Genomic DNA, 24,539 nt, shown 5'->3' on the forward strand with positions numbered 1-24,539 from the left:
GGGCTCCACGTCTATGTCTGCTGAACGGTCATATCTCCCGCATGGTCCGGTTGACGGCTTTCATCCCGTTTCAAAGTCGCTGGGATCACCTCAGTGGGCTACTGGTTACAACATCTTCACAGCTATTTCAGTTCAGGGGACCGGGGCAGCGGCACTTCCTGCGGGAATGGCTACTGAAGCCATTACCAAAATTATGGAGCAACCACTGAAGGATTATGTTTCCGATCTGGTCGATGAGAATATTGAGTTCGAGTACATCGAGGACCTTGATCAGGGATTCATGCAGTCTCATGGAGAGCTCAGAGACCATGCTAATCTCCAGATTATTGATGTGCTGCTTGGAATGGACTTGGTCAGCGCCGAAGAGCTGCAAGAGGAAGGGGTGCTAATTGAGGATGCGAATGGCAATCTTCGGCTTCCGACAACTACTGCCGAGTGGGAATCTGGGGCGAGCGGGCACATGTCCGCCATCGAGAGACTTATTAGTGAATCTGAGCTGGAAGATAAGGAGCGAGTAGAGGCTTTTGTGACGACTTTTATCGAGAATTACAGTCCGAATCTCTATGAGGGGCGAGTTGATGAATAGTGGGGCAGGGCAAATAATGTTCACGGGAAAATGGTCGAGGAGGGGTGTGGGGGTTCCCCTGGCGATCGCATTGATGGCGACAAGTTGTTCTCCGGCTATGGAAACCTCAAGTGATCCTGGGGTGATTAATTCAGCTCGGGGACCACTTATTTCGACAGAGATCACGGAGATGGAGGAGTTTCTGGCGCAGGAGGGATTGGCTGAGGAAGTGAGAGGATTGCTTCCCACAGGAGCGGGGTTGGTCGCCTTGTTCGATGAGCAAGTGGTGTCGTTCGGGGCGGAGTCGAGCGAGGAAGCGTGGCGTTTTCGGTCAAACGGCGAGATTTCGGATGTTTCTGTGTCTTCGGACGGTGAGACTATCCTGGTGCAGTACGTCATGGGTTTCGGCCCGTGGGATAGGTACGGCATGGCCGTCTTGGACGCACGAGATGGGCGGATCGTCGAGAGCAACAACGAGTGGGGCGTGCCCGCCGGGAGTGTCGGTCAGCTCGTGGAGCGTGGAGAAGCACGCGTGGTGGTAGAAGGAACACGTCTTGTTTCTCGGCGAATCTCGGACGGGGAACTCGTTTGGGAGAACGATTTGTCGGAGTCCTGCATGGGTGGAGGAATCGACAATATTGACATGGTGGCGAATGTAGCACAGGTGTTTGTGGTCCGGGAGTGCATCGACAGTGGACTTGTAGCGGTAATGGGGTTCGAGGCCCTTTCGGGTGATCAATTCTGGGAGGCCTCGTGGGAGAACCCGGCTGTTCCTCGGATTCACTTGCTCACTGAGCACACGGTGCCCGGTGAGCCTGAGGATCCGATCGATTACATGTTCGATGAAGCCAGAAGTGGGCAATTCCTGTTCATGGACACCCGATTCATGGCGGACGGGATCGCTCCGATCGACGTTGAGCCTTGGCGTAGTGCTCCAGGAGTCTCCGATCACCGAGCTCGACCGCTGCTGGATCTGGACACGCCGCCGGCTGAGATTGTCTTTCTCGGTGTCTCCCCCGCTGACCTGAATGACCGACTCGTCCTCAGTGCGACGATCTCACTTGCTGAAGACGACAATGTGCCTTTCACTAGAGAGGACATCGACGAATCACTTCTTATTGATGGCGAGTTCGTGGAGAACCCTCGACAGTGGACGACGTCGTCTTCCGCCTACGTGTCGGGTCTGGAAGAGGCGTTGCGGACGCACTTTTCCTGAGCTCACCGGGTCGTGCGCTCACCGTCGTTTGCAGTGGAGTTTTGCTTGGTGAATTTTCTAGTGTGCTGAGTCGTTAATTCGTGTGCAGTATGCGGCGAGAGTGTCCAGGATGTCGTCGGCGGTCTTCGTCCAGACGAACGGCTTGGGATTGTTGTTCCACTCGTTGATCCAGCCGCGGTGTCGCGCTCGAGTTCGACGACGCCGCGGTGGGCCGAGCGGCGGGAGCTTGGGGTGGATGAGCTCGGCGAACCAGCGTTCCACGAGGTTGAGCCAGGACGCCGAGGTGGGGGTGAAGTGCAAGTGGAACCGGGGTGCCGGAGCAGCCACTTCTTGACCGGCTCGGTCTTGTGGGTGGCGTAGTTGTCCAGGACCAGGTGCAGGTCCAGATGGGCGGGCGCGCGGCGTCAATGCCATCGGCAGGACCGGTTGGGTCCGGTCCAGGGCCTGGATCTGCGACTTCTCGTCCACCGCAAGGACCAGGGCGTTCTGCGGCGGGGACAGGTACAGGCCCACGACGTCGCGGACCTTGGTCACGAACTGCGGGTCGGTGGACAGCTTCCAGGTCTGCGCGATGTGGGGTTTGAGCCCGAAGGCCCGCCAGATACGCGAGACGGCCGACTGCGACATGCCCTGGGCCATCGAACGCGTCGACCAGTGCGAGTCACCCGTGGGCGGCGCTTGGGCGAGGGTTCTGGCGACCAGGGCTTCGACCCGCTCATCGGTGATCTTGCGCGGCGCCCCTGACCGTGGCCGGTCCGCCAGGCCCTCCAGCCGGTCCGCGGCGAACCTGGACCGCCACTTGCGCACGGTCTCCCGGGAGATCCTCAGGTCATCGGCGATCTGCGCGTTCGGTCGGCCTTCCGCGCAAGCCAGAACGATTCTGGACCGCAGCACCAGCGCCTGCGATGCGGTCTGCTTGCGCAGCCAGCCCCGCAGGACCTGGCGTTCGTGATCGGACAGCTCCAGCGGCAACGGTTGCGATCCAGGTATTGCCCCACCCTACAACCGCGACCGGACTAATGACTCAGGACACTAGTGACTTGTCAGGAATCGATTTCGATCAACGTGCCAATGAGCATGCGCAATTCCGGGAAGCTCTTCGTTGGATAGGCGAAGGCGAGTGGTTTGTGCGTGAGGGTGATTCGGTGATCGCTTACGATATTTCATCGGCAGAACCGGCTTGGGCCGCACCTGGTCTGGCGGAGTGCAGTAGTGCTGGATCTGTCGATGATCTGGCGGTGCATGGGAACGTTGTGGTCGCGGCTTTCACGTGCTTTGAGCAGCCGCAGGACAGTGAGTCTGTAGCGATGACCGAGGGTTGGGAGTTCACTTCCGGGTTGGTCGGTGTGGATTCCGCAACTGGGGAACAGGTCTGGCGGACGGAGCAGAACATAGGAAGTTTTCCGGACGTCTCCCGCCAGAGAATTCTGGCTGCTCGCGTAGGTGGGATTGTTTCCGTGAGCTACCCGAATGGCGAAGGTCTCCTCGTGGTGGATGCGAATACGGGCGAAGAAACGGATCTCGGCGCGGCAGAGCTCCTGTGGGCGAACTCGGACGGTTCCAGGCTGGGAGTCTGGGATGCTCTGACCGACTCCTACCGGATTCAGGATCGGTCCGGCGAGGCCGAGACTGGGCCGGTGGCCCTTGGCGAGGCTCGAACGGATTCGCTGGCGGACGATGGCGGGTCGGTCGGACTTGAGGGCGGCGTGGTCCTGGCGGAGGGAGATGTTCGGTCTGGTGACGATCCCGTACGTGTAGCCCGCTTCGAGGGTTTTGACGAGTCGTTCGATATCGAGTGGGACGCAGGTTCAACCGTGCAGATCGACCAGGCGATTGCGGTACCGGGAGCTGTAGTCCTCTCGTACACCGATGAAGACGGTCGATCCGGCGTCATCGGCTTGAGGTAGTCCCTGCAGAGCCAGCCGAAGCCCGCTGCCACGGTTCCTCCCGTGCGGGCACTGCCGACGACGGGCGGTACCAGTGGGACCCGGTCACGGGTCTGGCGAGACGGGGCGAACCGTCGAACGCCCTTGGGGCCCTCCCGAGACGGCTCCTGGGGCAGCGCGCCGGAGCCCGGTGTTTCCGGGGCGGCGGCACGGGGCCGCCGCCCCGGCCCCTACCTCCCCGGGTCGAACAGGCTCAGGAACGCGCAGGCGAAGGCCGCGGCGTGGGCGGCGGCGATGGGCTGCCACAGGGCGTCGGATCCGGGCCTCTTGTCGCTGAGCATGTCCGAGATGCCGCGGATCACGAGGGCGTGCGTGCCGAAGGTCAGGTAGGCGCCGTGCAGGAACCCGTACCCCTCCATCTCCACCGCCAGGGCGTCGCCGCAGTAGCGCCGCAACCGCTCGGCGGTGCGCGAGCGTTCGTGCGCGACCACCGCGCTGCCCGCGGCGATGGGCTTGACGAACGCCCGGGGCGGGTCCGGCAGGGGGCTGGACAGCGCGCGCCGCTGCCACTCCCCGCGGGCGGCCACGTCCCTGGCCCGCTGCACGGCGTCGTAGGAGGGCGCGGCGGTCTTGGCCCGGGGGCGGAAGTCGTCCGCCCCGTCCTTGCCGGCCTCGTAGTCGTAGATGGCGTCGGCCACCACGACGTCGCCGAGGCGCACGTCCGCCTTGAGTCCGCCCGCGACACCGACGAACAGGAGCACCCCGGGCTCGAAGACCGTCAGTGCCCGCTCCACGTGGGCCGCGGTGCCGACGCCGCCCGGGCCGATCTCGGCCAGTGCGACTCTCAGGGGCCGGTTCGCTCCGTCCAGCGTGCCGGTGCGGAACAGGGTTCCGCGTGCGTTGACCTCACCCACGGGGCCGGACAGGTGTCGGGCCACGGCCGTGTACTCGCTGCTGATCGCGGTGATCACCACCGCATCCGCCCGGTGGCCCTCGGCGGGCACCGGTGCCGGGGCCCGCACGGCCCGCGCCGGTGTCGGGGCCGGTGAGCGCAGGTTGAGGTTGTTCCGGCCCGCCTGGATGACGGCGTCGCCGTTGAACGTCACGTTCCCGCTGAACTGGTTGCCCTGGTTGTCGCCGTTCATGGTGATCCTTCGAAGTCCTGTTCCGTGCAGTTGCCGTCGGCCGATGACCGCGCTATCCGGCCTTCTCCTCGCCGGAGTCCCCCGAGGAGGAGTTCGAGTTGCCCTCCCCCGCCTGGATGACGGCGTCGCCGTTGAACGTCGTCTGCCCGTTGAACTGGTTGCCGTAGTTGTTGCTGATGTTCTGGATGATCCTGGCGACCTGCTCGGTGTCGTATCCGGCCTCGTGGAGCACGTCGCGGACACAGATCAGCACCTTCTCCGGGATCGCCCGCCTGATGCGGTACAGGTCGTGCTCCTGGAACAGCTGCTCGACGTCGCTCGTGGCCGCCAGTTGGCGGATCCCGAAGCTCGGTGCGTAGTCGAAGAACTCGTCGTTCCTCCTCGCCCAGGCGTGCTCCTGGTCGCTGGCCCAGGCGACGATCCGGGACCTGGACCAGGACCAGACCTCGGTCAGGTTGCTCCTCAGCTGCGGCAGGACGCCCAGGACCGACCTGACCGCCAGCATGATCACGCCCCCGGGCTCGCCGCCGGTGGGCAGCTGTCCGGGGGGCATCCGGTGTTCGTCGGCGATGGGCGGCATGACCATCGTCTCGCCCTCGATGCGCAGCAGGCCGCCCTGGGTGGACAGCCGCACGAAGACCGTCACCACCACCTGGCTCTCCCAGGTGCTGATCCCGATCTCCAGGAAGTGCCGGGCGCGCTCGTGGAAGGCGCTGACGAAACCGCTGACCCACTCCCGCCGCAGGGTCGACCGCTGCCCTTCCCCGACGATCATGTTGGGGATGAGGTCCTCGACCTTGTCCTGGCGCACGCCCGGGAGGAACACGCAGTCGGCCAGCTCGACCTCGCGCCGGGTGCTGCTGTGTTCCCCCTCGGTGCCGCTGAGTTGCGGCAGCTGCTCGCGCAACTCGGCGTAGAGGCGTTCCACGAGGGCCGCCCCGCCCAGGGTCGGCTCCCTCCGCGCGCGGCCGTCACCGGTCTCCTCCCCCGCGGCGACGAGCCGTCCCGCGTGGTCGCCGGGTCGGATGCCGGGCCGGTCGTCCTGGGCGGGCAGGAGTTTGAGCAGGAACGGCCAGGAGTCGCAGCGCAGTCCGGCGCCCACGAAGGGCATGGCGCCGTTGTAGAAGGCCACCGGGACGGTGCCCACACCGCTGCTCCGCCAGGGGGCGCGCGTGTCCTCCCGGATGGATCGGAGTTTGGAGTTCGTGGCGTAGCGCACCGCGTAGCCGGTCAGGACGGCGGCGAAGAACAGCAGGAGCAGCCCCAGCCCGTAGGGGATCAGGGAGCCAACTCCGCGCCGGTCCGCCCATGCGGCCCCGTCGAACGAGTCCGGGTCCTGTGCGGCCGTGTCCACCAACAGCTGGCCCAACAGCCCCGGCAGCAGGAAGAAGACGCCCACGCCGATGACCCAGGGCAGGTAGTTCGGGCGGTCGGTGTCGTTCGGATCCTTGCCTCCCAGGGCCGTCACCATGCGCTTGAGGTCGCGTTTGCGCCGGTACCGCGCCCAGAGCGCCAGGGCCGCAGCCAGGACGAGGACGGTCAGCACGGAGGCGATGTTGAACAGGCTGAGCACGAGGCGAAGCCGAGGAAGCAGGCGCCCGCGCCGCACGGACGTCGCGTGCACGGCGGCACTCCTGGACGACCCGTCCGGCGTCCAGCCCGGGTTCGCGGGCCGGGGTCCGGTGCGGCCGGTCGGCGCACTCCTCCAGGACGTCGTCTCTGAAGTCGGGGTTGGTCCAGGCCGCGGCGCACAGCCGGGCGGTGGAGTCGTACTCGGGGTTGCCCGCCGCCGCCTCCACGAACGACGGGGGCACCGCCTGGACGCTGACGCGTCCGTTCTGTCGGGGGTCGTGAGGGTTCACTGTGATGCTCCTTCGAACACCGGTCGGCCGAGTGCCGGCGGCCGGTGCCGCGTGGCTGGAAACGAAGGGGGAGGGCGGACGAGGTGTCCGCGCCGCGTGTCCCTCCCGGTCGCGGGCTGCGGCCCCGGGGCCGTCAGGAGTCCAGGGAAGGCGCGCCGTCCGGAACCCGCGCGGAGTCCCAGGCGGTATCGAAGACGCGTAAGGCGAAGTCGTACAGTCGGCCCGATCGGTGCGCGACGATACAGGGCGAGTGACGTCCGTGTTCGCCGTTCTGATAGAGCGTGATGAAGGCGATTCTGTCGGTGGCGACGACCCGGTAGAGGTTCGGAAGGTCGTAGAACCGGATCTGGGTGTCGCTGTCCCGTGTCGCCTCGGCCAGGTAGTGGAAGTTGGCCCACACCTGCTCGGCGAGCAGGCCGGGGCCGAAGCCCGGGTCGACCTCACGGAGCTCGCGCTCCCGCCGCGCCAGCCAGTTCTCCCGTGAGCCGGAAGAACCGCTGGTCGCGGGGGAGCCCGGGTCGGGCAGGAGCACCCGGACGGGTCCCGGCGGCCGTCCCCCGCCGGTCCACAACGGTGTGAAACCGTCTCGGGTGAGCTCGTTGCCGCGCCCGACCATGACGCGAAGCCAGCGCGCCCGGCCGATCTCCTCGGCGAGGGCCTCCTTCGCGTCGTCCTGCCGCCTGTGCACCCTCAGCACCCCCAGCCCGCTGAGCCGGGAGACCACGGCCAGGAGCCACCATCGGGTCCGCCGGGACAGGAGCGAGCCGAGCGCGACGGTGGCGGCGGTCGCGGCGAGCGAACTGGTGACGCCGAGGACGAACTCCGTCAACGTGCGCTCCCCTCGCTCGACCGGCGGTCCACAGGGCGATTTTTGGTCACTCTGACTCTAAGCCCGCGGATGGTTTTGGTCAAGGGGACCTTTAGTAGGTTGAGGGGATGAACTCCGCAGTCGTGCCCGATGCTCCCCGGATGGCGGTCTCCGTGACCGTCGACCTCGTCATCTTCACCGTGCGGGACGAGGCCCTCCACGTGCTGCTCGTGCGCCGGGGCAAGGAGCCGTTCCTGGGCCGGAGCGCGCTGCCGGGCGGGTACGTGCGTCCCGACGAGAACCTGGACGCGGCGGCCCTGCGCGAGCTGTCCGAGGAGACCGGGGTCGACGGTCGCGAACTGCGCCTGGCGCAGTTGCGGGCCTACGGCGACCCCGGCCGGGATCCGCGGGGCCGGGTCATCACGGTGGCCTACCTGGCGTTGGGACCGGACCTGCCGGACCCCGTCGCCGGCACCGACGCGGCCGACGCCGTGTGGGTGCCGGTCGAACGGGCGCTGTCACCGGGGTTCGGCCTGTCCTTCGACCACGGCCGAATCCTGTCCGACGCCGTCGAGGAGGCGCGCTCCCGACTGGAGTACACGACGGTGGCCGCGGATTTTTGCCGCGAGCCCTTCACCGTCAGCGATCTGCGCCGGGTGTACGAGGTGATCTGGGGTACCGCCCTGGACCCGAGCAACTTCCGGCGCAAGGTCCTGCGGACGGCGGGGTTCGTCGAGCCCACGGGGGAACGCCGCGCGGCCGAGGCGGGGCGGCCCGCCGCCCTCTACCGCTTCGGCGGCGCCACGGAGCTGTACCCGCCGCTTCTGCGCTCCGGTGACGTCGTGCGGTAGGACCCCCGAGACGCCGAAGGGCGCCGGACCGTCTCCGGTCCGGCGCCCTCCCGTGGGTCCCGACGCGCCCTACTCGTCGTCCTCGTCGTCGCGGCGGCGCCTCTTCTTGCCGTCGCGGCCCGGGCGCAGCAGCGCCTCGGCCAGGGCGAGCATCGTCTCCTCCAGGGAGGCGAGGCGCTTGGTCATGTCGTCGTGCGAGTTCTCGACCGCCTCGGTGACGGTCTCCTCGAACTCGTGCCGGTCCGGGCGCTGCTTCAGCTCCCGCAGGACCGGCTCGACGGCGGAGGTGACGTGCTCGTCGATCTCGTCGAGCCTGCCCGTGTGGTCCAGCTGCGGCCGGTCCACGAGCTCGGTCAGGCGGCGGTGCAGCTCGCTGACCTCCATGGACTGCGGCAGCTGGTTGAGCCGCTGGTTGAGCGCCTCCAGCCGGTCGTCGATGGCCTCCATCCGGCCGTCGACACCCTCGAAGTGCCCGCTCACGCCTTCGAACTGGCCCTCGACGCCGTTCATCCGGCCGTTCAGGCCGTCGATCCGGCCGTCGATGCCGTCGATCTTGCCCTCGATGCCCTCGAAGCTCCCCTCGAAGTGCCCCTCGAAGGTGTCGAACCGGTCGGTGAGGCGGCCGAGCTCGTGGTCGACCTTGCCCGTGATCTGCGACAGGTGGTTGTCCACCTTGCCCGTGAGGATCTCGTGCTGGCGCTCCAACCGCTCGTCGAGCGCGGCGCGGTGCTCGCGGGTTCGTTCGGTGAGGTCGTCGGAGAGCGTCCGGTGGCGCTCGACGTTCTCGGCGGCCGTGCGTGCGGTCGTCTCCTCGACGAACGTCCGCAGCTCGGCCAGGTCCGCGGCGACCTTCTCGGCGTCCTCGGCCACCTGGGCCCTGAGGGCGTCCGTGCGCTCGTTGACCGACTCGCGCAGCCGCTCGGCGGCGGACTCGTCCCGCTCGCGGTCCTCGGTGCGGCCGAGGTCGATCTGCTCGCTGAGTTCGGTCAGGCGCTGGCGCAGGTGCGCACGCAGGTCGGCGAGGGAGGACTCGTGGTTCTCCCGCAGCGCGGCGACCGCCCCGGTGACGTCGGCGACGGCGGCGTTGGCCTCGGCGTGGTTCTCCTCGGCCTGCGTGCTCAGGTAGCCCACGCTCTCGGAGAACTTGGCGGTCAGCGCGTCGTGCCGCTCCCGGGCGGCGGTCGCGAGGGAGCTCAGGTCGTCGGCCAGAGCGGAGGTGCGCTCGCCCAGCTCGCCGGTGTTCTCCTGGAGCCTCGACAGGAGGGCCTCGTGCTGCTCGCCGGTAGTCGACTCGACGAAGGAGCGCAGTTCCCCGGCGGACTCCGCCACCTGGCCCGTGACGGTCTCGGCCAGGGCCTCGCGGGCCTCCGCGAGGGCCGTGGAGATCGCCTCGCGGCTGGCCGACACGGCGTCGGCCAGCTCCGTGCGGCCGACGGTCACGGTCTCGGTGATCTCGGCGCGGCTCTCGGCGAGCGTCGACTCCAGCGCCTCGTGCCGCTCCGCGAGCTTCGACTCCAGTGCCTCGTCCCGCTCGGACAGGGAGGCCGCGACGGCCTCGGTCCTCTCCGTGAGCGAGGCCAGGGCGCCGTCCAGGGCGTCGAGCCGGGCCTCGAACCTCTCGGTGAGGCTGGTGAGCGCCTCGCCGAGGGCCTCGACCCTCTCCGCTGTGCGGTTGCCCGTCTCGCCCATGCGCTGGAGGCGGGTGAGCGCGGTGTCCAGGTGCCCGGCGATGCGCTGGGTGTCGGCGCGCAGCGACGGCATGTCCGCCAGCGGCTTGACCTGCTGGCCGACCAGCTCGATGTGCTCGGCGAGGGTCTCGGCCCACTCCGGCGGGCGCTCCAGGAAGCCGTCGATTCGACCGTTGACCGCGGTGACCGACTCGGCGAGGGCGGTGAGCTCCTGCTCGCGCAGCTCGCGCAGCAGCCACTCCATGCCCTCCAGGCGCTGGCGCATCTCCTCGTTCACCGCTCCCTGGGACTTCTGTTCGGAGACGTGCTCCTGGGCGGCCTGGGAGAGCAGGTCGCGCATTCGGTCGGAGATCCCGGCCTGACCTCCCCCGTGGAGGAAGTTGTGATTGGTCTGTTCCACCGAGGTGCTCCTTTGGGTTCTGGCGCTCCCGTCCGGGCCCGGGGAAGGGACGGCGGTTCCGGGCGGTCGGGTTCTCGATGGTCCCCGTGGTCAACGCGCCTCGCGGCGAAAACTCCTTAACGTGACGCAAGTGTGACTGGGCGTATACGCACGAGGCATGCCGTCGGCTCTGCTCGAACCGCGCGCGGATCAGTCAACCGAGGCCTTCCGGGGGTGTCCATGAGAAGGAAAAGCATTCAGCGGTCGTCAGTCTAACGACCCGAACCCCGTAGCCCCAGGGGCCGGGCGAAGATCCGCGCCCGGCAGGTAACGATCCGGCCCGCGCTCCGTGGCCGGAGGGTGATGCGGTACCACGGGGGGCGGCTCAGACAGGCTCAGGGATCTCCCGGCACAGGAGGCTGTACGGGCGGTCCCCGATCCTGGTCAGGACGACGGTGACCGCCTCGGAACCGGAGGCGCGCAGGTCCCTGCGCAGCTTCTCGGTGTCCACCGCCGAACCGCGTTTCTTGATCGTTACCGTTCCCGCGTCCCGTGCGCGCAGCGCGGAACGGAGCCGTTTGAGAGAGAACGGCATCACGTCCGTGATCTCCAGGACCCGCCAGAGCGGAGAGGGCTCGGACCGCTCGGAGGTGAAGTAGGCGATGCGTTCGTCGAGCAGGGCGCCGTCCACCCCCGCGGCCGCCTCGGCCACGAGGTGGGAGCGCACCACGGCGGCGTCCGGGTCGTACAGGTAGCGGCGCGCGGGGGCGACGGGCGCGGGGCCCAGGCCGGGGACCTCGTCCAGGTGCGCGATCGCGCCCTCGGTGGCGAGCAGTCCCGGCCGCTCGTGCAGCACCGTCGCCCGGCGTCGGGCCCCTCGGCGAGCTCGCCGAACCACAGCGCGGTCTCCTTGAGCTCGCCGTCCACCGAGATCCACTCGGCGGCGGCGTCGCCGGGCAGCACCTCGTGCGGGATGCCGGGCGCGGCCTTGAGGCAGGCGGCGGAGGAACCGCGGGCGAGACCGGTCGCCACGTCCCACGGCGGCGAGTAGGCCGCCGGGTCGAACACCCGGCCCCGACCGCCGCGCCGCGCCGGGTCGCAGAACAGCAGCGGGTACGTGCCGGAGGGGACCCCGGTCACGTCCCCCTCGCGCACCCGGGCCCGGTCCGCCAGACCGAGGGCGTCGATGTTGGCGCGCGCCACGGCCACGGTCAGCGGGTCGCGTCCACGCCCTCGACCGACACCCCCCGTTCGGCCAGGGCGAGCAGGTCCGCGCCGATTCCGCAGCACAGGTCGCCCGCGGGGCGCCCGTCGGCGACGGCGGCGGTGCGGTCGGCGCGGTAGCCGGCCACCACGCGCCGGGTGGACTGCTCCAGGCCGTCGGGCGTGAAGTACATCTCCTGGGACCGGCCGCCGAACTTGGCCCTGCCGCGCTCGCGCAGATCCACCTGGGTGAGAATCGCGTTGACCAGGTCCGACACGGGAAGATCGGGGGCGAGCGCCGTGACACGGGGGTCGTCGCGCAGGTGGGAGGCGACGGACAGCCGGTCCGCCCTCGGGTCCACGCCGGCGAGCACCTCCTGGCCCGCGTCGGTGAGCAGAGCCGCGAAGGCGGGCACGCGCATGGGTCCTCCAACGTTCGACGGTGTGGGCGGCGCGGATCCGGGTACGCTCCCGGCGCCCCCATGGGCCCGCCCCGGGCAGGTGGCGGCCCCGACCAGTGGCCTTCGCCGCATTTCCATTCTGGCACTCGCGCGGGTAGAGTGCTAACCGCGACGAGGCCGGTCTGGCACCCGCGACGACAGGCCGCCGCGGTCGCCCCTTTTTCGTAGCCGGTCCGTGCTCGCGCACGGGCCGAAGTACAGGACACCGAAACCTTGAAGGGGAGGTCACACCGTGTCGACCGCCACCAAGACCGTGCTGAAGCCGCTTGAGGACCGCGTCGTGGTCAAGACCCTGGAGGCCGAGCAGACCACCGCCTCCGGCCTGGTCATCCCGGACACCGCCAAGGAGAAGCCCCAGGAGGGCGAGATCCTGGCCGTGGGCCCGGGCCGTCTCGACGACAACGGCAAGCGCGTCCCGCTGGACGTGAAGGTCGGCGACGTCGTTCTCTACAGCAAGTACGGCGGCACCGAGGTCAAGTACGACGGTGACGAGTACCTGGTCCTCTCCGCCCGCGACCTCCTCGCGGTCGTCGAGAAGTAGGTCTCGACCTGGGGGCCCGTTCAGGGCCCCCGGCCAGGCAGTTCTCCGCATCCCGCACCGGTCGGCGCTTCGCCGGGCGGGCGGGATGTTCGTTTGTGACCACAAGAGGAAGCACTCAGCATGCCGAAGATCCTGGAATTCGAGGACGACGCCCGCCGCGCCCTCGAACGGGGCGTCGACCGCCTCGCCAACGCCGTCAAGGTGACGCTGGGCCCGCGCGGCCGCAACGTCGTCATCGACAAGAAGTTCGGCGCCCCCACCATCACCAACGACGGTGTCACCGTCGCCCGTGAGGTCGAACTGGACGACCCCTACGAGAACCTGGGCGCCCAGCTCGTCAAGGAGGTCGCCACCAAGACCAACGACGCCGCCGGCGACGGCACCACGACCGCCACGGTCCTGGCCCAGGCGCTGGTCCGCGAGGGCCTGCGCACCGTGGCCGCCGGCTCCTCCCCGATGTCCCTGAAGAAGGGCATCGACGCCGCCGCCGCGAAGGTGTCGGAGATCCTGCTCGACCGCGCCCGCCCGGTCGAGGAGCGGGCCGACATCGCCTACGTCGCCACCAACTCCGCCCAGGCGCGCAGATCGGCGACCTCATCGCCGAGGCGTTCGACAAGGTCGGCAAGGACGGCGTCATCACGGTGGAGGAGGCCCCGACCTTCGGCCTGGACCTCGACTTCACCGAGGGCCTCCAGTTCGACAAGGGCTACGTCTCGCCCTACTTCGTCACCGACGTCGACCGCCAGGAGGCGGTCCTGGAGGACGCGCGGATCCTCATCCACCAGGGCAAGATCAGCAACCTCAACGAGCTGCTGCCCCTGCTGGAGAAGATCGTCCAGGACAAGAAGCCGCTGCTCATCATCGCCGAGGACATCGAGGGCGACGCGCTGGGCGCTTGGTGCTCAACAAGATGCGCGGCATGCTCAACGTCGCCGCCGTCAAGCGCCCGGCTTCGGCGAGCGCCGCAAGGCCATGCTCCAGGACATCGCCGTCCTGACCGGCGGCCAGGTCATCGCCGAGGAGGTCGGCCTGACCCTGGACAACGCCGACCTGGACGTTCTGGGCTCCGTCCGCCGCGTCACCGTCACCAAGGACGCCACCACCCTCGTGGACGGCGCGGGCGAGCAGAGCGAGGTCGAGGACCGCGTCCGCCAGATCCGCAAGGAGATCGAGGCGAGCGACTCCGACTGGGACCGCGAGAAGCTCCAGGAGCGCCTGGCCAAGCTCGCGGGCGGCGTGTCCGTCCTGCGCGTCGGCGCGGCCACCGAGGTCGAGCTCAAGGAGAAGAAGCACCGCCTGGAGGACGCCATCTCGGCGACCCGTGCGGCTATCGAGGAAGGCATCGTCGCCGGTGGCGGCGCCTCCCTGGTGCACGCCTCCACGGCCCTGGACGACCTCGGTCTGGGCGGTGACGAGGCCACCGGCGTGGCGATCGTCCGCCGCGCACTGGTCGAGCCCGCCCGGTGGATCGCGGAGAACGCGGGCGCCGAGGGCTACGTGGTGACCCACCGCGTCTCGGAGATGCGGGTCGGCCACGGCTTCAACGCCGCGACCGGCGCCTACGGCGATCTGGCCGCCGAGGGCATCATCGACCCGGTCAAGGTCACCCGCTCCGCCGTCCAGAACGCCGCCTCCATCGCGGGCATGCTCCTGACCACCGAGGCGCTGGTCGTGGACAAGCCCGAGGAGGACGAGGACGCGAACGGCCACGGCCACGGGCACGGCCACTAGCAGCCGGCCGGTCCCGAGGGCCGGTACGGAGCTCCTTCGGGGGCGGGGCGCGCTGTCGCTCCGCCCTCGTGCACTACCACGGTATTCCCGATTCCCTTGTCGAATTGTGTGGCGTTTTCGGGCGTTTTTCCTAAAACGTAACCATTCTGTAGTTGTCGATTGGAGCGGTTGGGCCCCGCGTTGCGGGCATCATTCGTTACGTGACGGATGCAGGCGCCGGGGGGGCGTGACCGCGCGGCGGCCGGGAACGCACCGGGACGGAACGCACCTGGACGCGGACCCGGCGACGCGCGACACGGGTTGGAACCATCTGGGGTCACTCGCGGTCCAGGGGGACGACGGGGCCTTGGATTCGCTGCTGCGCGAGGTGCGGCCCATGGTGGTCCGGTACTGTCGTGCCCGCCTGGCGCGGGTCTCCGGGCTGGCCCACTACTCCGACGACGTGGCGCAGGAGGTGTGCATCGCCCTGCTCACGGCGATCCCGCGCTACCAGGACCGGGGACGGCCCTTCGCGTCCTTCGTGTTCGGCATCGCGGCGCACAAGGTCGCCGACACCCTGCGGGGCGCGGGGCGGGTGGAGTTGGTTCCCACCGACACCGTCCCGGAACCGGCCGACGACGGGCCGGGACCCGAGGAGGCCGCGGTCCGCGTGATCGAGGCCCAGCGGGCGCGGGAGCTGCTGGACGAGCTCCCGGAGAGACAACGGAACTTGCTGGTCATGAGGGTGATCGCCGGCCTGACGGCGGATGAGACGGGACATGTACTTGGGATGTCGGCGGGAGCGGTACGGGTTGCCCAGCACCGAGCTATTGCTCGGCTTCGGCAGGTGGCCCTGGCGAACAGACTCCTCCCCTGAGCACGGCCGCCGACCGCGCTCACGTCCGGTCTGCCCGCACCGTCCGAGACCGCCGCACGCGTACTGCCTCCACTCCGTCCCCCGGCGGCGTCGCCGCCAGCACTGAACGGGCCCGGACGCCTGGCGCGAGGCGCGTGGGCGCCGGACGGTCCCGGGCTCCGGACCCGCGGTATTCCCCCGACTGTCTCAAACGGTGAGACTGATCACTTTCGGCCCTCGACGGCGGGGCAAACGCTCCATTCCTCGTGAGGCGGCCGAGGCCACGGCCTAGGATGAGGTGACACGCGGGGGCGAATCCGCGCAGGTGTGCCGGGACAGCGGAGGTTGTGTCATGAGTGACGAGTACAGCGACTACGGGGACAAACTGCTGCCCCCGGGGCTCACCTACGACGACGTGCTCCTCGTCCCGGCCTACTCCGACCTCCAGCCCGGCGACGTGGACACCACCACCCGGCTCTCGCGCAACATCGCGCTGAGCATTCCGCTGCTGTCGGCGGCGATGGACACGGTCACCGAGGCGCGCATGGCGGTGGCCATGGCCCGCCAGGGCGGCGCGGGCGCCTGCACCGCAACCTCTCCGCCGAGGACCAGGCCAGCCAGGTCGACCTGGTCAAGCGGTCCGAGGCGGGCATGGTCACCGACCCGGTCACGTGTCGCCCGGACGACACCCTCGCCGAGGTCGAGCGTCTGTGCGCCCGCTACCGCATCTCCGGTGTCCCGGTCACCGACCCGGACGGCTCCCTCGTCGGCATCGTCACCAACCGGGACATGCGCTTCGAGACCGACCGCGCCCGCCTGGTCCGCGACGTCATGACCACCGGCGAGCTGGTCACCGCTCCCGTGGGGGTCTCGCGCGAGAAGTCCTTCGAACTGCTCCGCAGGCACAAGGTGGAGAAGCTGCCGATCGTCGACGGCCAGAACCGGCTGCGCGGCCTGATCACCGTCAAGGACTTCATCAAGAGCGAGCAGTTTCCCCACGCCACCAAGGACGCCGACGGCCGTCTCGTCGTCGGCGGCGCAGTCGGCGTCGGCACGGAGGCGGAGGAACGCGCCAGGCTGCTGGTGGAGGCCGGGGTCGACTTCATCGTCGTCGACACCGCGCACGGCCACTCCGCGGGCCTGGCCGACATGGTCGCCAAGCTCAAGGCCAACTCCCGCGCCGACATCGTGGCGGGCAACGTCGCCACCCGCGCCGGGGCCCAACTGCTCGTGGACGCGGCGCGACGCGGTCAAGGTCGGAGTCGGCCCCGGCTCCATCTGCACGACCCGCGTGGTGGCCGGCGTGGGCGCGCCGCAGCTCACCGCCGTCCTGGAGGCCGCCAAGGCGTGCGGTCCGGCCAACGTGCCGCTCATCGCGGACGGCGGGCTCCAGTACTCCGGCGAGATCGCCAAGGCGATCGTGGCCGGGGCCAGCACGGTCATGCTGGGCAGTCTCCTCGCCGGTGTCGAGGAGAGCCCGGGCGAACTGATCTTCATCAACGGCAAGCAGTTCAAGGCCTACAGGGGCATGGGCTCGCTGGGCGCCATGCGCGGCCGCTCCTTCTCCAAGGACCGCTACGCGCAGGCCGAGGTCGCCGCCGAGGACAAGCTCATCCCCGAGGGCATCGAGGGCCAGGTCCCGTTCCGCGGCCCGCTCCAGGCGGTCGCCCACCAGCTCGTCGGCGGGCTGCACCAGTCGATGTGGTACGCGGGCACCCGCACTGTCGAGGAGCTGCGCGAACGCGGCCGGCTGATGCGCATCACCAGCGCCGGACTGCGGGAGAGCCACCCGCACGACATCACGATGACCGTCGAGGCGCCGAACTACAACGTGCGCTGACCGGCCCGGCTGTCGGGGACCCGCGGGCCGGCCCGGAGGGGGCGCCGGGGTAGGAGGGCCGCGGGTCAGGACGCCGGTGCGCCCCCGTGAGGGAGCACACCGGCGTCGCGGCCGTCAGTCGACGTTCTTGAGTGTCCAGTCCTCGCCCGGGCCCGTGTCGGCGGTGCGCTGGACCAGCCGGTAGCCCCTGTCCGTCGAGGACCCGACGACGGCGAGGTTCATCTGGCTCCCGTAGTTGACCAGTTCCGTCGTCCCGTCCTCCGCCTTGTCCAGGCGCCACCCCTGGGTGGGGTGGATCCGGCACGCCGACTGGACGATGTAGGCGCCGTCCTTGTCGGGCTCGGAGACGGCCAGGCACTTGCCGCTGTGGCGGTTCTCCAGGTTGTAGTAGCCCGCGCCGCCGTGGACGAACTCCCACTGCTGGTCGGCGATCGCCATGCAGTCCCACTGGATGACCGAGGCGCCCTCGGCCTGGCTGGAACCGCCCACCCCCGCGCACAGGCCGCTGTGGGCGTTGACGAGCTGGTAGACATTGGCCGGGGCGCTCGTGGCGGTGCGATCGGCGGCCCCATCGCCGGCGGGCGCCTCGGCGTGCGCTCCGGCTCCGCCCAGCCCCCACTGCACCATGACCGCGGTGCCGATCACGGCGGCCGCGCGGACCACGCTTCGCTTGCCTCGCATGAAACTCCTTCTCATCGACCCAAGTCTGAGACCTTGAGTAGTCGTACAACAACCTAGTGTCACCGAGGTAGGCGTGGGGCCCGTTCGTGAAGGGTGTCCGGGGAAGGCGGGAGCGGGAGGGCGGCCCGGGGGCGAGTAGACTCTCCGCGGCAGGAAACGCGCCGGTCGAGCGTCCGGCGCAGCACTCTTGAGGGGGATCAGGCGTTGGCTCAGGTGGAGATCGGGCTGGGGAAGAACGGGCGCCGAGCCTACGAGCTCGACGAGATCGGCATCGTGCCCGCCCGACGCACGCGCGACCCCGAGGAGGTGTCCATCGCGTGGCAGATCGACGCCTACCGGTTCGAGACGCCGCTGATGGTCAGCCCCATGGACAGCGTCGCCTCCCCCAGGACCGTCGTGGCCATCGGCCAGCTGGGCGGGCTCGGCGTCCTCGACCTGGAGGGGCTGTGGACCCGCTACGAGGACCCGGAACCGCTCCTCGCGGAGATCCGTGAACTCGGCGACGTGGCCGCCACCCAGCGGCTCCAGGAGATCTACGCCGCGCCGATCCAGGAGGAGCTGATCGGCCGTCGGATCCAGGAGATCCGCGACGCGGGCGTCGTCACGGCCGCACGGCTGTCGCCGCAGCGCACCGCCCAGTACCACAAGGCGGTCGTGGACGCCGGGGTGGACCTCTTCGTCATCCGCGGCACCACGGTCTCCGCCGAACACGTGTCCGGCCGGGCCGAGCCGCTCAACCTCAAGCAATTCATCTACGACCTCGACGTGCCGGTCGTGGTCGGGGGCTGCGCCACCTACACGGCCGCGCTGCACCTGATGCGGACCGGCGCGGCCGGCGTCCTGGTCGGGTTCGGCGGCGGCTCCGGGCACACCACCCGCTCCGTGCTGGGTGTGGCGGTCCCGATGGCCAGCGCCGTCGGCGACGTGGCCGCAGCCCGCCGCGACTACCTCGACGAGTCCGGCGGCCGCTACGTGCACGTCATCGCGGATGGCGGCATGACCGGCAGCGGTGACATCGCCAAGGCCCTGGCCTGCGGCGCGGACGCGGTCATGGTCGGCTCCCCGCTGGCGCGCGCGGCCGAGGCGCCCGGCGGCGGCTACCACTGGGGCAGCGAGGCGCACCACGGTGAGCTGCCGCGCGGCGAGCGGCTGAAGGTCGGCACGATCGGCGACCTGAGGTCGATCCTGCACGGCCCGGCCTCCACGAGCGACGGCTCCATGAACCTCATGGGGGCGCTGCGCCGAACGATGGCCACGGCCGGTTACACCGATCTCAAGGAGTTCCAGCGGGTCGAGGTCGTGGTGAACCCCCACCGCTGACCGGACGCGACGGCTCCTTCGAGGGCGCTCCGCCATCGGGCTGGGCGCCCTTTCGCGTCCGTTCCCCCGGTGACCGGACGGAGGCCGTGTGCGACCGTGGTCCGGGACCTGACGGCGGCGGGGGACTGGGAGAGCGCGATGTTGGAGTACAACCGGTCCAGGGCCTACCTCGACGACGTGCTCGCCTACGCCGCCGCGGCCTGACCGGCGCGGAGCCCGTGCCCCCGTGCCCCCAGGGCCGGGCGCCGGGAGGGGCCGGGCGCGTTCCCGGACCGCGCCGGCGCACGGGTGACACGCCCGCCGGTACCGCGGCGACCAGTGCCGACACCGTCCCCCGGTTAGCCTGGGACCCTCTGAGCGGTCCGATGGACAGGGGCTCCGGGAGGGTATCTGCCTGGGAGGAGCACCATCGAGACGGAGGACGACGGATGGCGACCACGTGGTTGGGACCGGACGCGCGCACCGAGGCGCTCGCGTCGATGGCCGACGAGGAACTCGACGTCCTCGTCGTCGGCGGAGGCATCGTCGGGGCGGGCGTCGCGTTGGACGCGGTCTCGCGCGGACTGTCCACCGGGCTGATCGAGGCGCGCGACTTCGCCTCGGGCACCTCCAGCAGATCCAGCAAGCTCATCCACGGCGGACTCCGGTACCTGGAGCAGTTGGACTTCGAACTGGTCCGCGAGGCGCTGACCGAACGCGGGCTGCTGCTCACCACGATCGCCCCGCACCTGGTCCGCCCGGTACCCTTCCTCTTCCCCTTCTCCCACCACTGGGAGCGGTTCTACATCGGCGCCGGCGTCACCCTCTACGACGCCCTCGCCCTGACCTCCCGCAACAACCGCGGCCTGCCCGCGCACCGGCATCTGACCAGATCCGGCGCGCTGCGGGTCTTCCCCGCGCTCAAACGGGACGCCCTGGCCGGCGCGTCCAGTACTGGGACGCCCAGGTCGACGACGCCCGCCTCGTCACCACCGTGCTGCGCACCGCCGCCGGGCTCGGCGCGCGGATCGCCTCGCGCGTCCAGGCGGTCGGTTTCCTGCGGGAGGGGGAGCACGTGGTCGGCGCCCGCGCGGCCGATCTGGAGACCGGGGCGCCGATCCACGTCCGCGCCCGTCAGGTGGTCAACGCCGCCGGAGTGTGGACCGACGACATCCAGGAGATGGTCGGCGGTCGCGGCCAGATCCACGTGCGCGCCTCCAAGGGCGTCCACCTGGTCGTTCCGCGCGACCGCATCCAGGCGTCCTCCGGCATGATCCTGCGCACCGAGAAGAGCGTCCTGTTCGTCATCCCCTGGGGACGGCACTGGATCATCGGCACCACCGACACCGACTGGGACCTCGACAAGGAGAACCCGGCCGCGAGCCGCGCCGACATCGACTACGTCCTCGACCACGTCAACCAGGTCCTGCGCACCCCGCTGGGCAGGGACGACGTCGAGGGGGTCTTCGCGGGGCTGCGGCCGCTGCTGTCCGGGGAGTCCGAGGAGAGCTCCCAACTGTCCCGCGAGCACACGGTCGCCCACCCGGTGCCCGGCCTGGTCCTCATCGCGGGCGGCAAGTACACCACCTACCGCGTCATGGCCAAGGACGCGGTGGACGCGGTCGCGCACGGCCTCGGCGGCGGCATCCCCGACTCGGTGACCGACCGTCTGCCGCTGGTCGGCGCGGACGGGTACGCCGCTCTGCGCAACCAGCGCCAGGCCCTCGCACGCGGCTCCGGCCTGCACGTCTCGCGCGTCTCCCACCTGTTGCGCCGCTACGGGTCCTCCGTCCACGACCTGTTGACGCTGATCCGGGAGCGCCCCGACCTGGGCCGTCCGCTGGAGGCCGCCGAGGACTACCTGCGCGCCGAGGTCGTCTACGCGGCCCTGGCGGAGGGCGCCCGCCACCTGGAGGACGTGCTGAGCCGGCGCACGCGGATCTCCTTCGAGACCTGGGACCGGGGCATCGCCGTCGCCGAGGAGGCCGCCGAGCTGCTCGCGGTGCCGCTCGAATGGGACGAGGAACAGGTCAAGCGGGAGGTCGAGTTCTACCGCAAGGGGATCGAGGCCGAGCGCGCGGCCCAGGAGCAGGACACCGACCAGGAGGCCGACGCCATCCAGCACGGGGCGCCGGAGATCGTCCCGGAGGCCGGGATCGGACGGCCAGGCGGGGACTGACCCCGACCGGTGGCGGGGCGCCCGCGCCCGTCGCGCCGGGCAGTGTGGTCCGGGGCACACGGTTGGCGCTAGGGTGCGGTACCGACACCCTCTCACCCCGCCGCGAAGGACCCCCATGATCACGGTGCTTCTCGTCGAGGACGACGTCAGGCTCGCCGACGCCCTCGCGGGCGCCCTGGAAGGCCACGGGTACACGGTCGAACAGGTGCGCACCGCCGAGGCCGCGCTCGCCGCCCCGCCCGTCGACATCGTCCTGCTGGACCTCGGGCTGCCCGACATGGACGGCATCGACCTGTGCCGCCGCATGCGTGAACGCCCCGACGGCGGCGACACCGCCATCATCATGGTCACCGCCCGGGGCGACCGACGCGAACGGGTGCGCGGTCTGCGCTCCGGCGCCGACGACTACGTGGTCAAACCCCTCGCGCTGGAGGAGTTGTGCGCGCGGATGGAGGCGGTGCTGCGGCGCACCGCGCGCCGGGGCGGACCCATCCTCAGCGCGGGAGCGGTCGCCGTCGATCCGGCCGCGCGCACCGCCACGTGCGCGGGCGTCCCGGTCGACCTCACCCGCAAGGAGTTCGACCTGCTCGCCGTCCTCGTCCGGGAGGCGGGGACGGTCGTCCCGCGCGAGCAGTTGCTGCTGCGGGTGTGGCAGACCGCCTGGCAGGGTACCCGCCGCACTCTGGAGGTGCACGTGGGGACCCTGCGCTCCAAGCTCGGCGTGCCCGGGCTCATCGAGACCGTGCGCGGCGTCGGGTACCGCCTGGTTCCGGAGACGCGGCCCGTGGCGACCGACCGTGTCGCGTCCTCGGGCCGTGAGGGGGCCGGGGGCGTGCCGGGAGCGGCCGGTGTGCCGGGTGCGTAGCGCGGACCGGGTGTGCTGGGACAAGCGGGTGCGTGCACGCGGGACTCGCCCGCCGGGAGCGTGAACGGTGCGCCGACGCGTCGCGATCGTGTACGTCACCCTGTTGGTCGCCGGATGCCTGGGACTGGCCCTGCCGCTGTGCGGGAGCATCGCCGCGCGCGGGACCTCCGCCATGCTCCTGGACCGGATCAACGACACCGCGCGCTTCGCCGGGCTGGCCGAGCCGGCCGTGGTCACGGGGTCGGCCGGCAGCCTGACCGGTGAACTGGTCGCCTACGACCGGCTGTACGGGATCAGGGCGCTCGTGGTCGACCGGGACGGCACCGTGGTCGCCGCGTCCAGGGAGGGCCTCACGTTGGCCGACCTCGACTCCTCCGCCGAGGACGACGCCGCGCTCCCGTCCGAGTGCGCACCGCGCTCGCCGGGAACCGGATGGGCGCCGACACCGTCGTCTGGCCGTGGCAGAAGGGCCCGCTGGTCGTTGCCGAGCCCGTCGGCGGGGCGGGGGAGGTCGTCGGAGCCGCGGTGACCGCCTCGCCGACGGCGGCGCTGCGGCGGGCGACGCTCGCGCAGTGGAGTGTGGCCCTGGCCGGGGTCACCGCGCTGATGGTCGCGGGCATCACCGCAGCCGGGCCGCTCACCCGTTGGGTGCTGCGGCCCATCGACGACCTGGACGGGGCGACCAGGGCGGTGAGCGGGGGCAGCCTGCACACCCGGGTGCGCACGGCCGCGGGGCCGCCCGAACTGCGTCGGCTGGCGGAGTCGTTCAACCAGATGGCCGACACCATCACGACGATGATCGAACGGCAGCGCATGTTCGTCGCCTACGCCGGGCACCAGGTGCGCAACCCGCTGGCGGCGCTGCGGTTGCGGGTGGACTCCCTCGCCCGGCACCTGCCGCCGGAGGGTCGGCAGGGTCACCGGTTGGCCCTGGACGAGGTGGACCGCCTGGCGCGGGTCTGCGACGGTCTGCTCACGCTGGCCCGGACCGAGGACACCGACCACTCCACGGTGTGGGAGGACGTCGCCGAGGTCGCCGAGGACCGGGTGGCGGCGTGGTCGCCGATCGCCGAACGGGCCGGGGCCGTGTTGGCGGCCGAGGGGGTGCGGGGCGTGCGGGTCAGGTGCGTGGAGGGGACGCTCGACCAGACGCTGGACGCGCTGATCGACAACGCCCTGAAGTTCGGCGGGGAGGGCGTGCGGATCACGGTGCGGGTGCGGGGCCCGTTCGCCGGCCCGGACGGCTCGGGCCCTGGGTACGTGGACGTGCACGTGGTCGACGACGGGCCGGGGCTGACCGAGGAACAGCTCGTCAACGCCGTCCGGCCGTTCTGGAGGGACGGGCACGACGGGGTCGGCGGCAGCGGGCTGGGACTGTCGATCGTCGTCACGCTGCTGGAGCTCCAGGGCGCCCGGCTCACCCTTCGGCCGCGCGGCCCGCACGGGATCGACGCCCGGGTGCGCCTCCCGGTCGACGCGACGGCGGGCGGGGCGGGCGAGAGGGCGGCCGACACGACGCGGACCTCGGCGGCGGCGGGTCAGGCGCCCGAGGTGTCGTAGGCGTACTTCATCGAGCGGTAGTAGGCCGCCGCGCCCGGGTGCAGCGGCACCGGAAGCGTGGCGATCGCCGAGCGCGGGTTCAGGTGCAACGCCACCGGATGGACCCCCACCAGGTCCGAGCGCGACTCGAACAGCAGCCGCGTCAGATCCCCGGCCACCTCGTCCGGCATGCTGCCGTTGACCACCAGCAGGCTCGGCACCCCGATCGTGCGCACGGCCGCGACGTCCTCGTACGTTCCGGCGGGGACGGGCATCTCCGTGAAGAACTCTCCGTACTCCGCGACCAGCGGGGGGACGAACTCCGCCAGGTCGACCAGCCGGATCGGCGTGCGCGCGGCGAGGTCGGCCACGGCCCGGGTGGGCAGGCCGCCCGACCAGAAGAACGCGTCCACCCGCCCCTCCTCCAGGGCGCGCGCGGACTCGCCGATCGGCAGGCGGATCGGGACCACCCCCGCGGCTCCGGCCGTCCGTTCCGCCTTGGTGATCTCGTCCAGACCCGCCAGCGCGAGGAGCCGCTCGGCCATCATCTCGGTGCCTGAGCCGCTCGCGCCCAGTGACACGGTGCCGCCCTCCAGGTCGGCGATCTCCGTGTGGGGCGCGTCGGCGCGGACCACCAGGTGGGTGTGGTTGTCGTACAGGCGTGCGATGGCCGTGACGGGCAGCGGCGCGTCGAACGGGGGCTCCCCGGCGACCGCGAGCGCCGCGACGTCGGCGAGGGTGAAAGCGGCGTCCACGGACCCGGTCGCGACCAGCCGGTTGTTCTCCACGCTGGCGGCGGTGGGGATCGCGACGATCTCCGTCTCATCGGGGCGGGCGAGCACGGCGCTCGCCAGACCGAAGCCGTAGTCGAAGTAGACGCCGCCCTCGCCGCCGGTGCCGACCGACAGTTGCAGTGGGTTTTCATGTGGCGGGAGTGAACCCGTGAGGAGAGCGCCAAGGAGCAC

At 70.3% G+C, this 24,539-nt stretch carries 14 protein-coding genes and 6 pseudogenes; 12 read left to right on the forward strand and 8 right to left on the reverse strand.

The annotated features are described in order from the left end of the window. The coding region (locus tag BJF83_RS27660; RefSeq protein ID WP_262391739.1) for a hypothetical protein at positions 1 to 586 on the forward strand (586 nt) is incomplete at its 5' end. Between the two features lie 169 nt (positions 587 to 755). Beyond that, the gene (locus tag BJF83_RS21210; protein WP_075927695.1) at positions 756 to 1,781 is read left to right on the forward strand and encodes a PQQ-binding-like beta-propeller repeat protein; all 1,026 of its coding nucleotides are present in this window, start codon (positions 756 to 758) and stop codon (positions 1,779 to 1,781) included. Between the two features lie 57 nt (positions 1,782 to 1,838). Here BJF83_RS21210 and BJF83_RS21215 read toward each other — a convergent pair. Continuing rightward, positions 1,839 to 2,771: pseudogene (locus BJF83_RS21215) on the reverse strand (IS630 family transposase). A gap of 50 nt (positions 2,772 to 2,821) precedes the next feature. Between BJF83_RS21215 and BJF83_RS21220 the strand changes: the two are divergent. After that, entirely contained in the window at positions 2,822 to 3,688 is an 867-nt protein-coding gene (locus BJF83_RS21220) for a PQQ-binding-like beta-propeller repeat protein (RefSeq protein ID WP_158070430.1), read from the forward strand. Positions 3,689 to 3,897: 209 nt separating this feature from the next. On the opposite strand, the gene BJF83_RS21225 is transcribed toward BJF83_RS21220, so the two are convergent. The 3 genes from BJF83_RS21225 to BJF83_RS21235 all read right to left on the reverse strand — a co-directional run bounded on the left by BJF83_RS21225 (position 3,898) and on the right by BJF83_RS21235 (position 7,503). Continuing rightward, on the reverse strand, positions 3,898 to 4,812 hold the full coding sequence (locus BJF83_RS21225) for a 5'-methylthioadenosine/S-adenosylhomocysteine nucleosidase (RefSeq protein ID WP_075927697.1): 915 nt from the start codon (positions 4,810 to 4,812) through the stop codon (positions 3,898 to 3,900). 52 nt (positions 4,813 to 4,864) lie between these two features. Next, entirely contained in the window at positions 4,865 to 6,436 is a 1,572-nt protein-coding gene (locus tag BJF83_RS21230) for a hypothetical protein (protein WP_075927698.1), read from the reverse strand. Between the two features lie 371 nt (positions 6,437 to 6,807). Then, positions 6,808 to 7,503 (reverse strand): hypothetical protein, encoded by a 696-nt coding sequence (locus BJF83_RS21235; protein ID WP_075927699.1) that lies wholly within the window; start codon positions 7,501 to 7,503, stop codon positions 6,808 to 6,810. Positions 7,504 to 7,610: 107 nt separating this feature from the next. Between BJF83_RS21235 and BJF83_RS21240 the strand changes: the two genes are divergently transcribed. Then, positions 7,611 to 8,333 (forward strand): NUDIX hydrolase, encoded by a 723-nt coding sequence (locus BJF83_RS21240; RefSeq protein WP_262391740.1) that lies wholly within the window; start codon positions 7,611 to 7,613, stop codon positions 8,331 to 8,333. A 69-nt stretch (positions 8,334 to 8,402) separates the two neighbouring features. Here BJF83_RS21240 and BJF83_RS21245 read toward each other — a convergent pair whose 3' ends face one another. Both BJF83_RS21245 and BJF83_RS21250 read right to left on the reverse strand, forming a co-directional pair. Next, the gene (locus tag BJF83_RS21245; RefSeq protein WP_075927701.1) at positions 8,403 to 10,421 is read right to left on the reverse strand and encodes a hypothetical protein; all 2,019 of its coding nucleotides are present in this window, start codon (positions 10,419 to 10,421) and stop codon (positions 8,403 to 8,405) included. Positions 10,422 to 10,785: 364 nt separating this feature from the next. Continuing rightward, a pseudogene (locus tag BJF83_RS21250) lies at positions 10,786 to 12,025 on the reverse strand (methyltransferase domain-containing protein). 271 nt (positions 12,026 to 12,296) lie between these two features. On the opposite strand from BJF83_RS21250, the gene groES reads away from it, so the two are divergent. The 4 genes and pseudogenes from groES to guaB all read left to right on the forward strand — a co-directional run bounded on the left by groES (position 12,297) and on the right by guaB (position 17,011). Further along, the gene (groES, locus tag BJF83_RS21255; protein WP_075927702.1) at positions 12,297 to 12,605 is read left to right on the forward strand and encodes a co-chaperone GroES; all 309 of its coding nucleotides are present in this window, start codon (positions 12,297 to 12,299) and stop codon (positions 12,603 to 12,605) included. 120 nt (positions 12,606 to 12,725) lie between these two features. After that, positions 12,726 to 14,336, forward strand: a pseudogene (groL, locus tag BJF83_RS21260) (chaperonin GroEL). 268 nt (positions 14,337 to 14,604) lie between these two features. Then, positions 14,605 to 15,192 carry a sigma-70 family RNA polymerase sigma factor gene (locus BJF83_RS21265; RefSeq protein WP_075927797.1) on the forward strand — a complete coding sequence of 196 codons (588 nt, stop codon included), beginning with the start codon at positions 14,605 to 14,607 and terminating at the stop codon, positions 15,190 to 15,192. Positions 15,193 to 15,523: 331 nt separating this feature from the next. Further along, positions 15,524 to 17,011: pseudogene (guaB, locus tag BJF83_RS21270) on the forward strand (IMP dehydrogenase). Between the two features lie 114 nt (positions 17,012 to 17,125). On the opposite strand, the gene BJF83_RS21275 reads toward guaB, so the two are convergent. Continuing rightward, the gene (locus tag BJF83_RS21275; protein WP_075927703.1) at positions 17,126 to 17,692 is read right to left on the reverse strand and encodes an RICIN domain-containing protein; all 567 of its coding nucleotides are present in this window, start codon (positions 17,690 to 17,692) and stop codon (positions 17,126 to 17,128) included. Positions 17,693 to 17,905: 213 nt separating this feature from the next. Between BJF83_RS21275 and BJF83_RS21280 the strand changes: the two genes are divergently transcribed. The 4 genes and pseudogenes from BJF83_RS21280 to BJF83_RS21295 all read left to right on the forward strand — a co-directional run bounded on the left by BJF83_RS21280 (position 17,906) and on the right by BJF83_RS21295 (position 23,595). After that, positions 17,906 to 19,012, forward strand: coding sequence for a GuaB3 family IMP dehydrogenase-related protein (locus BJF83_RS21280; protein ID WP_075927704.1), 1,107 nt, complete (start codon positions 17,906 to 17,908; stop codon positions 19,010 to 19,012). A 428-nt stretch (positions 19,013 to 19,440) separates the two neighbouring features. After that, positions 19,441 to 21,170 (forward strand): annotated as a pseudogene (locus BJF83_RS31300) (glycerol-3-phosphate dehydrogenase/oxidase). Between the two features lie 115 nt (positions 21,171 to 21,285). Next, on the forward strand, positions 21,286 to 22,035 hold the full coding sequence (locus BJF83_RS21290) for a response regulator transcription factor (RefSeq protein WP_075927705.1): 750 nt from the start codon (positions 21,286 to 21,288) through the stop codon (positions 22,033 to 22,035). A 67-nt stretch (positions 22,036 to 22,102) separates the two neighbouring features. Then, positions 22,103 to 23,595: pseudogene (locus BJF83_RS21295) on the forward strand (ATP-binding protein). Here BJF83_RS21295 and BJF83_RS21300 read toward each other — a convergent pair. After that, positions 23,574 to 24,539, reverse strand: a complete 966-nt coding sequence (locus tag BJF83_RS21300; RefSeq protein WP_394329371.1) for a TAXI family TRAP transporter solute-binding subunit — start codon at positions 24,537 to 24,539, stop codon at positions 23,574 to 23,576. The pseudogene BJF83_RS21295 and the gene BJF83_RS21300 sit on opposite strands and share 22 nt — an antisense overlap.

Origin of the sequence: Nocardiopsis sp. CNR-923 (genome assembly GCF_001942255.1) — a bacterium.
GTDB lineage: Bacteria > Actinomycetota > Actinomycetes > Streptosporangiales > Streptosporangiaceae > Nocardiopsis.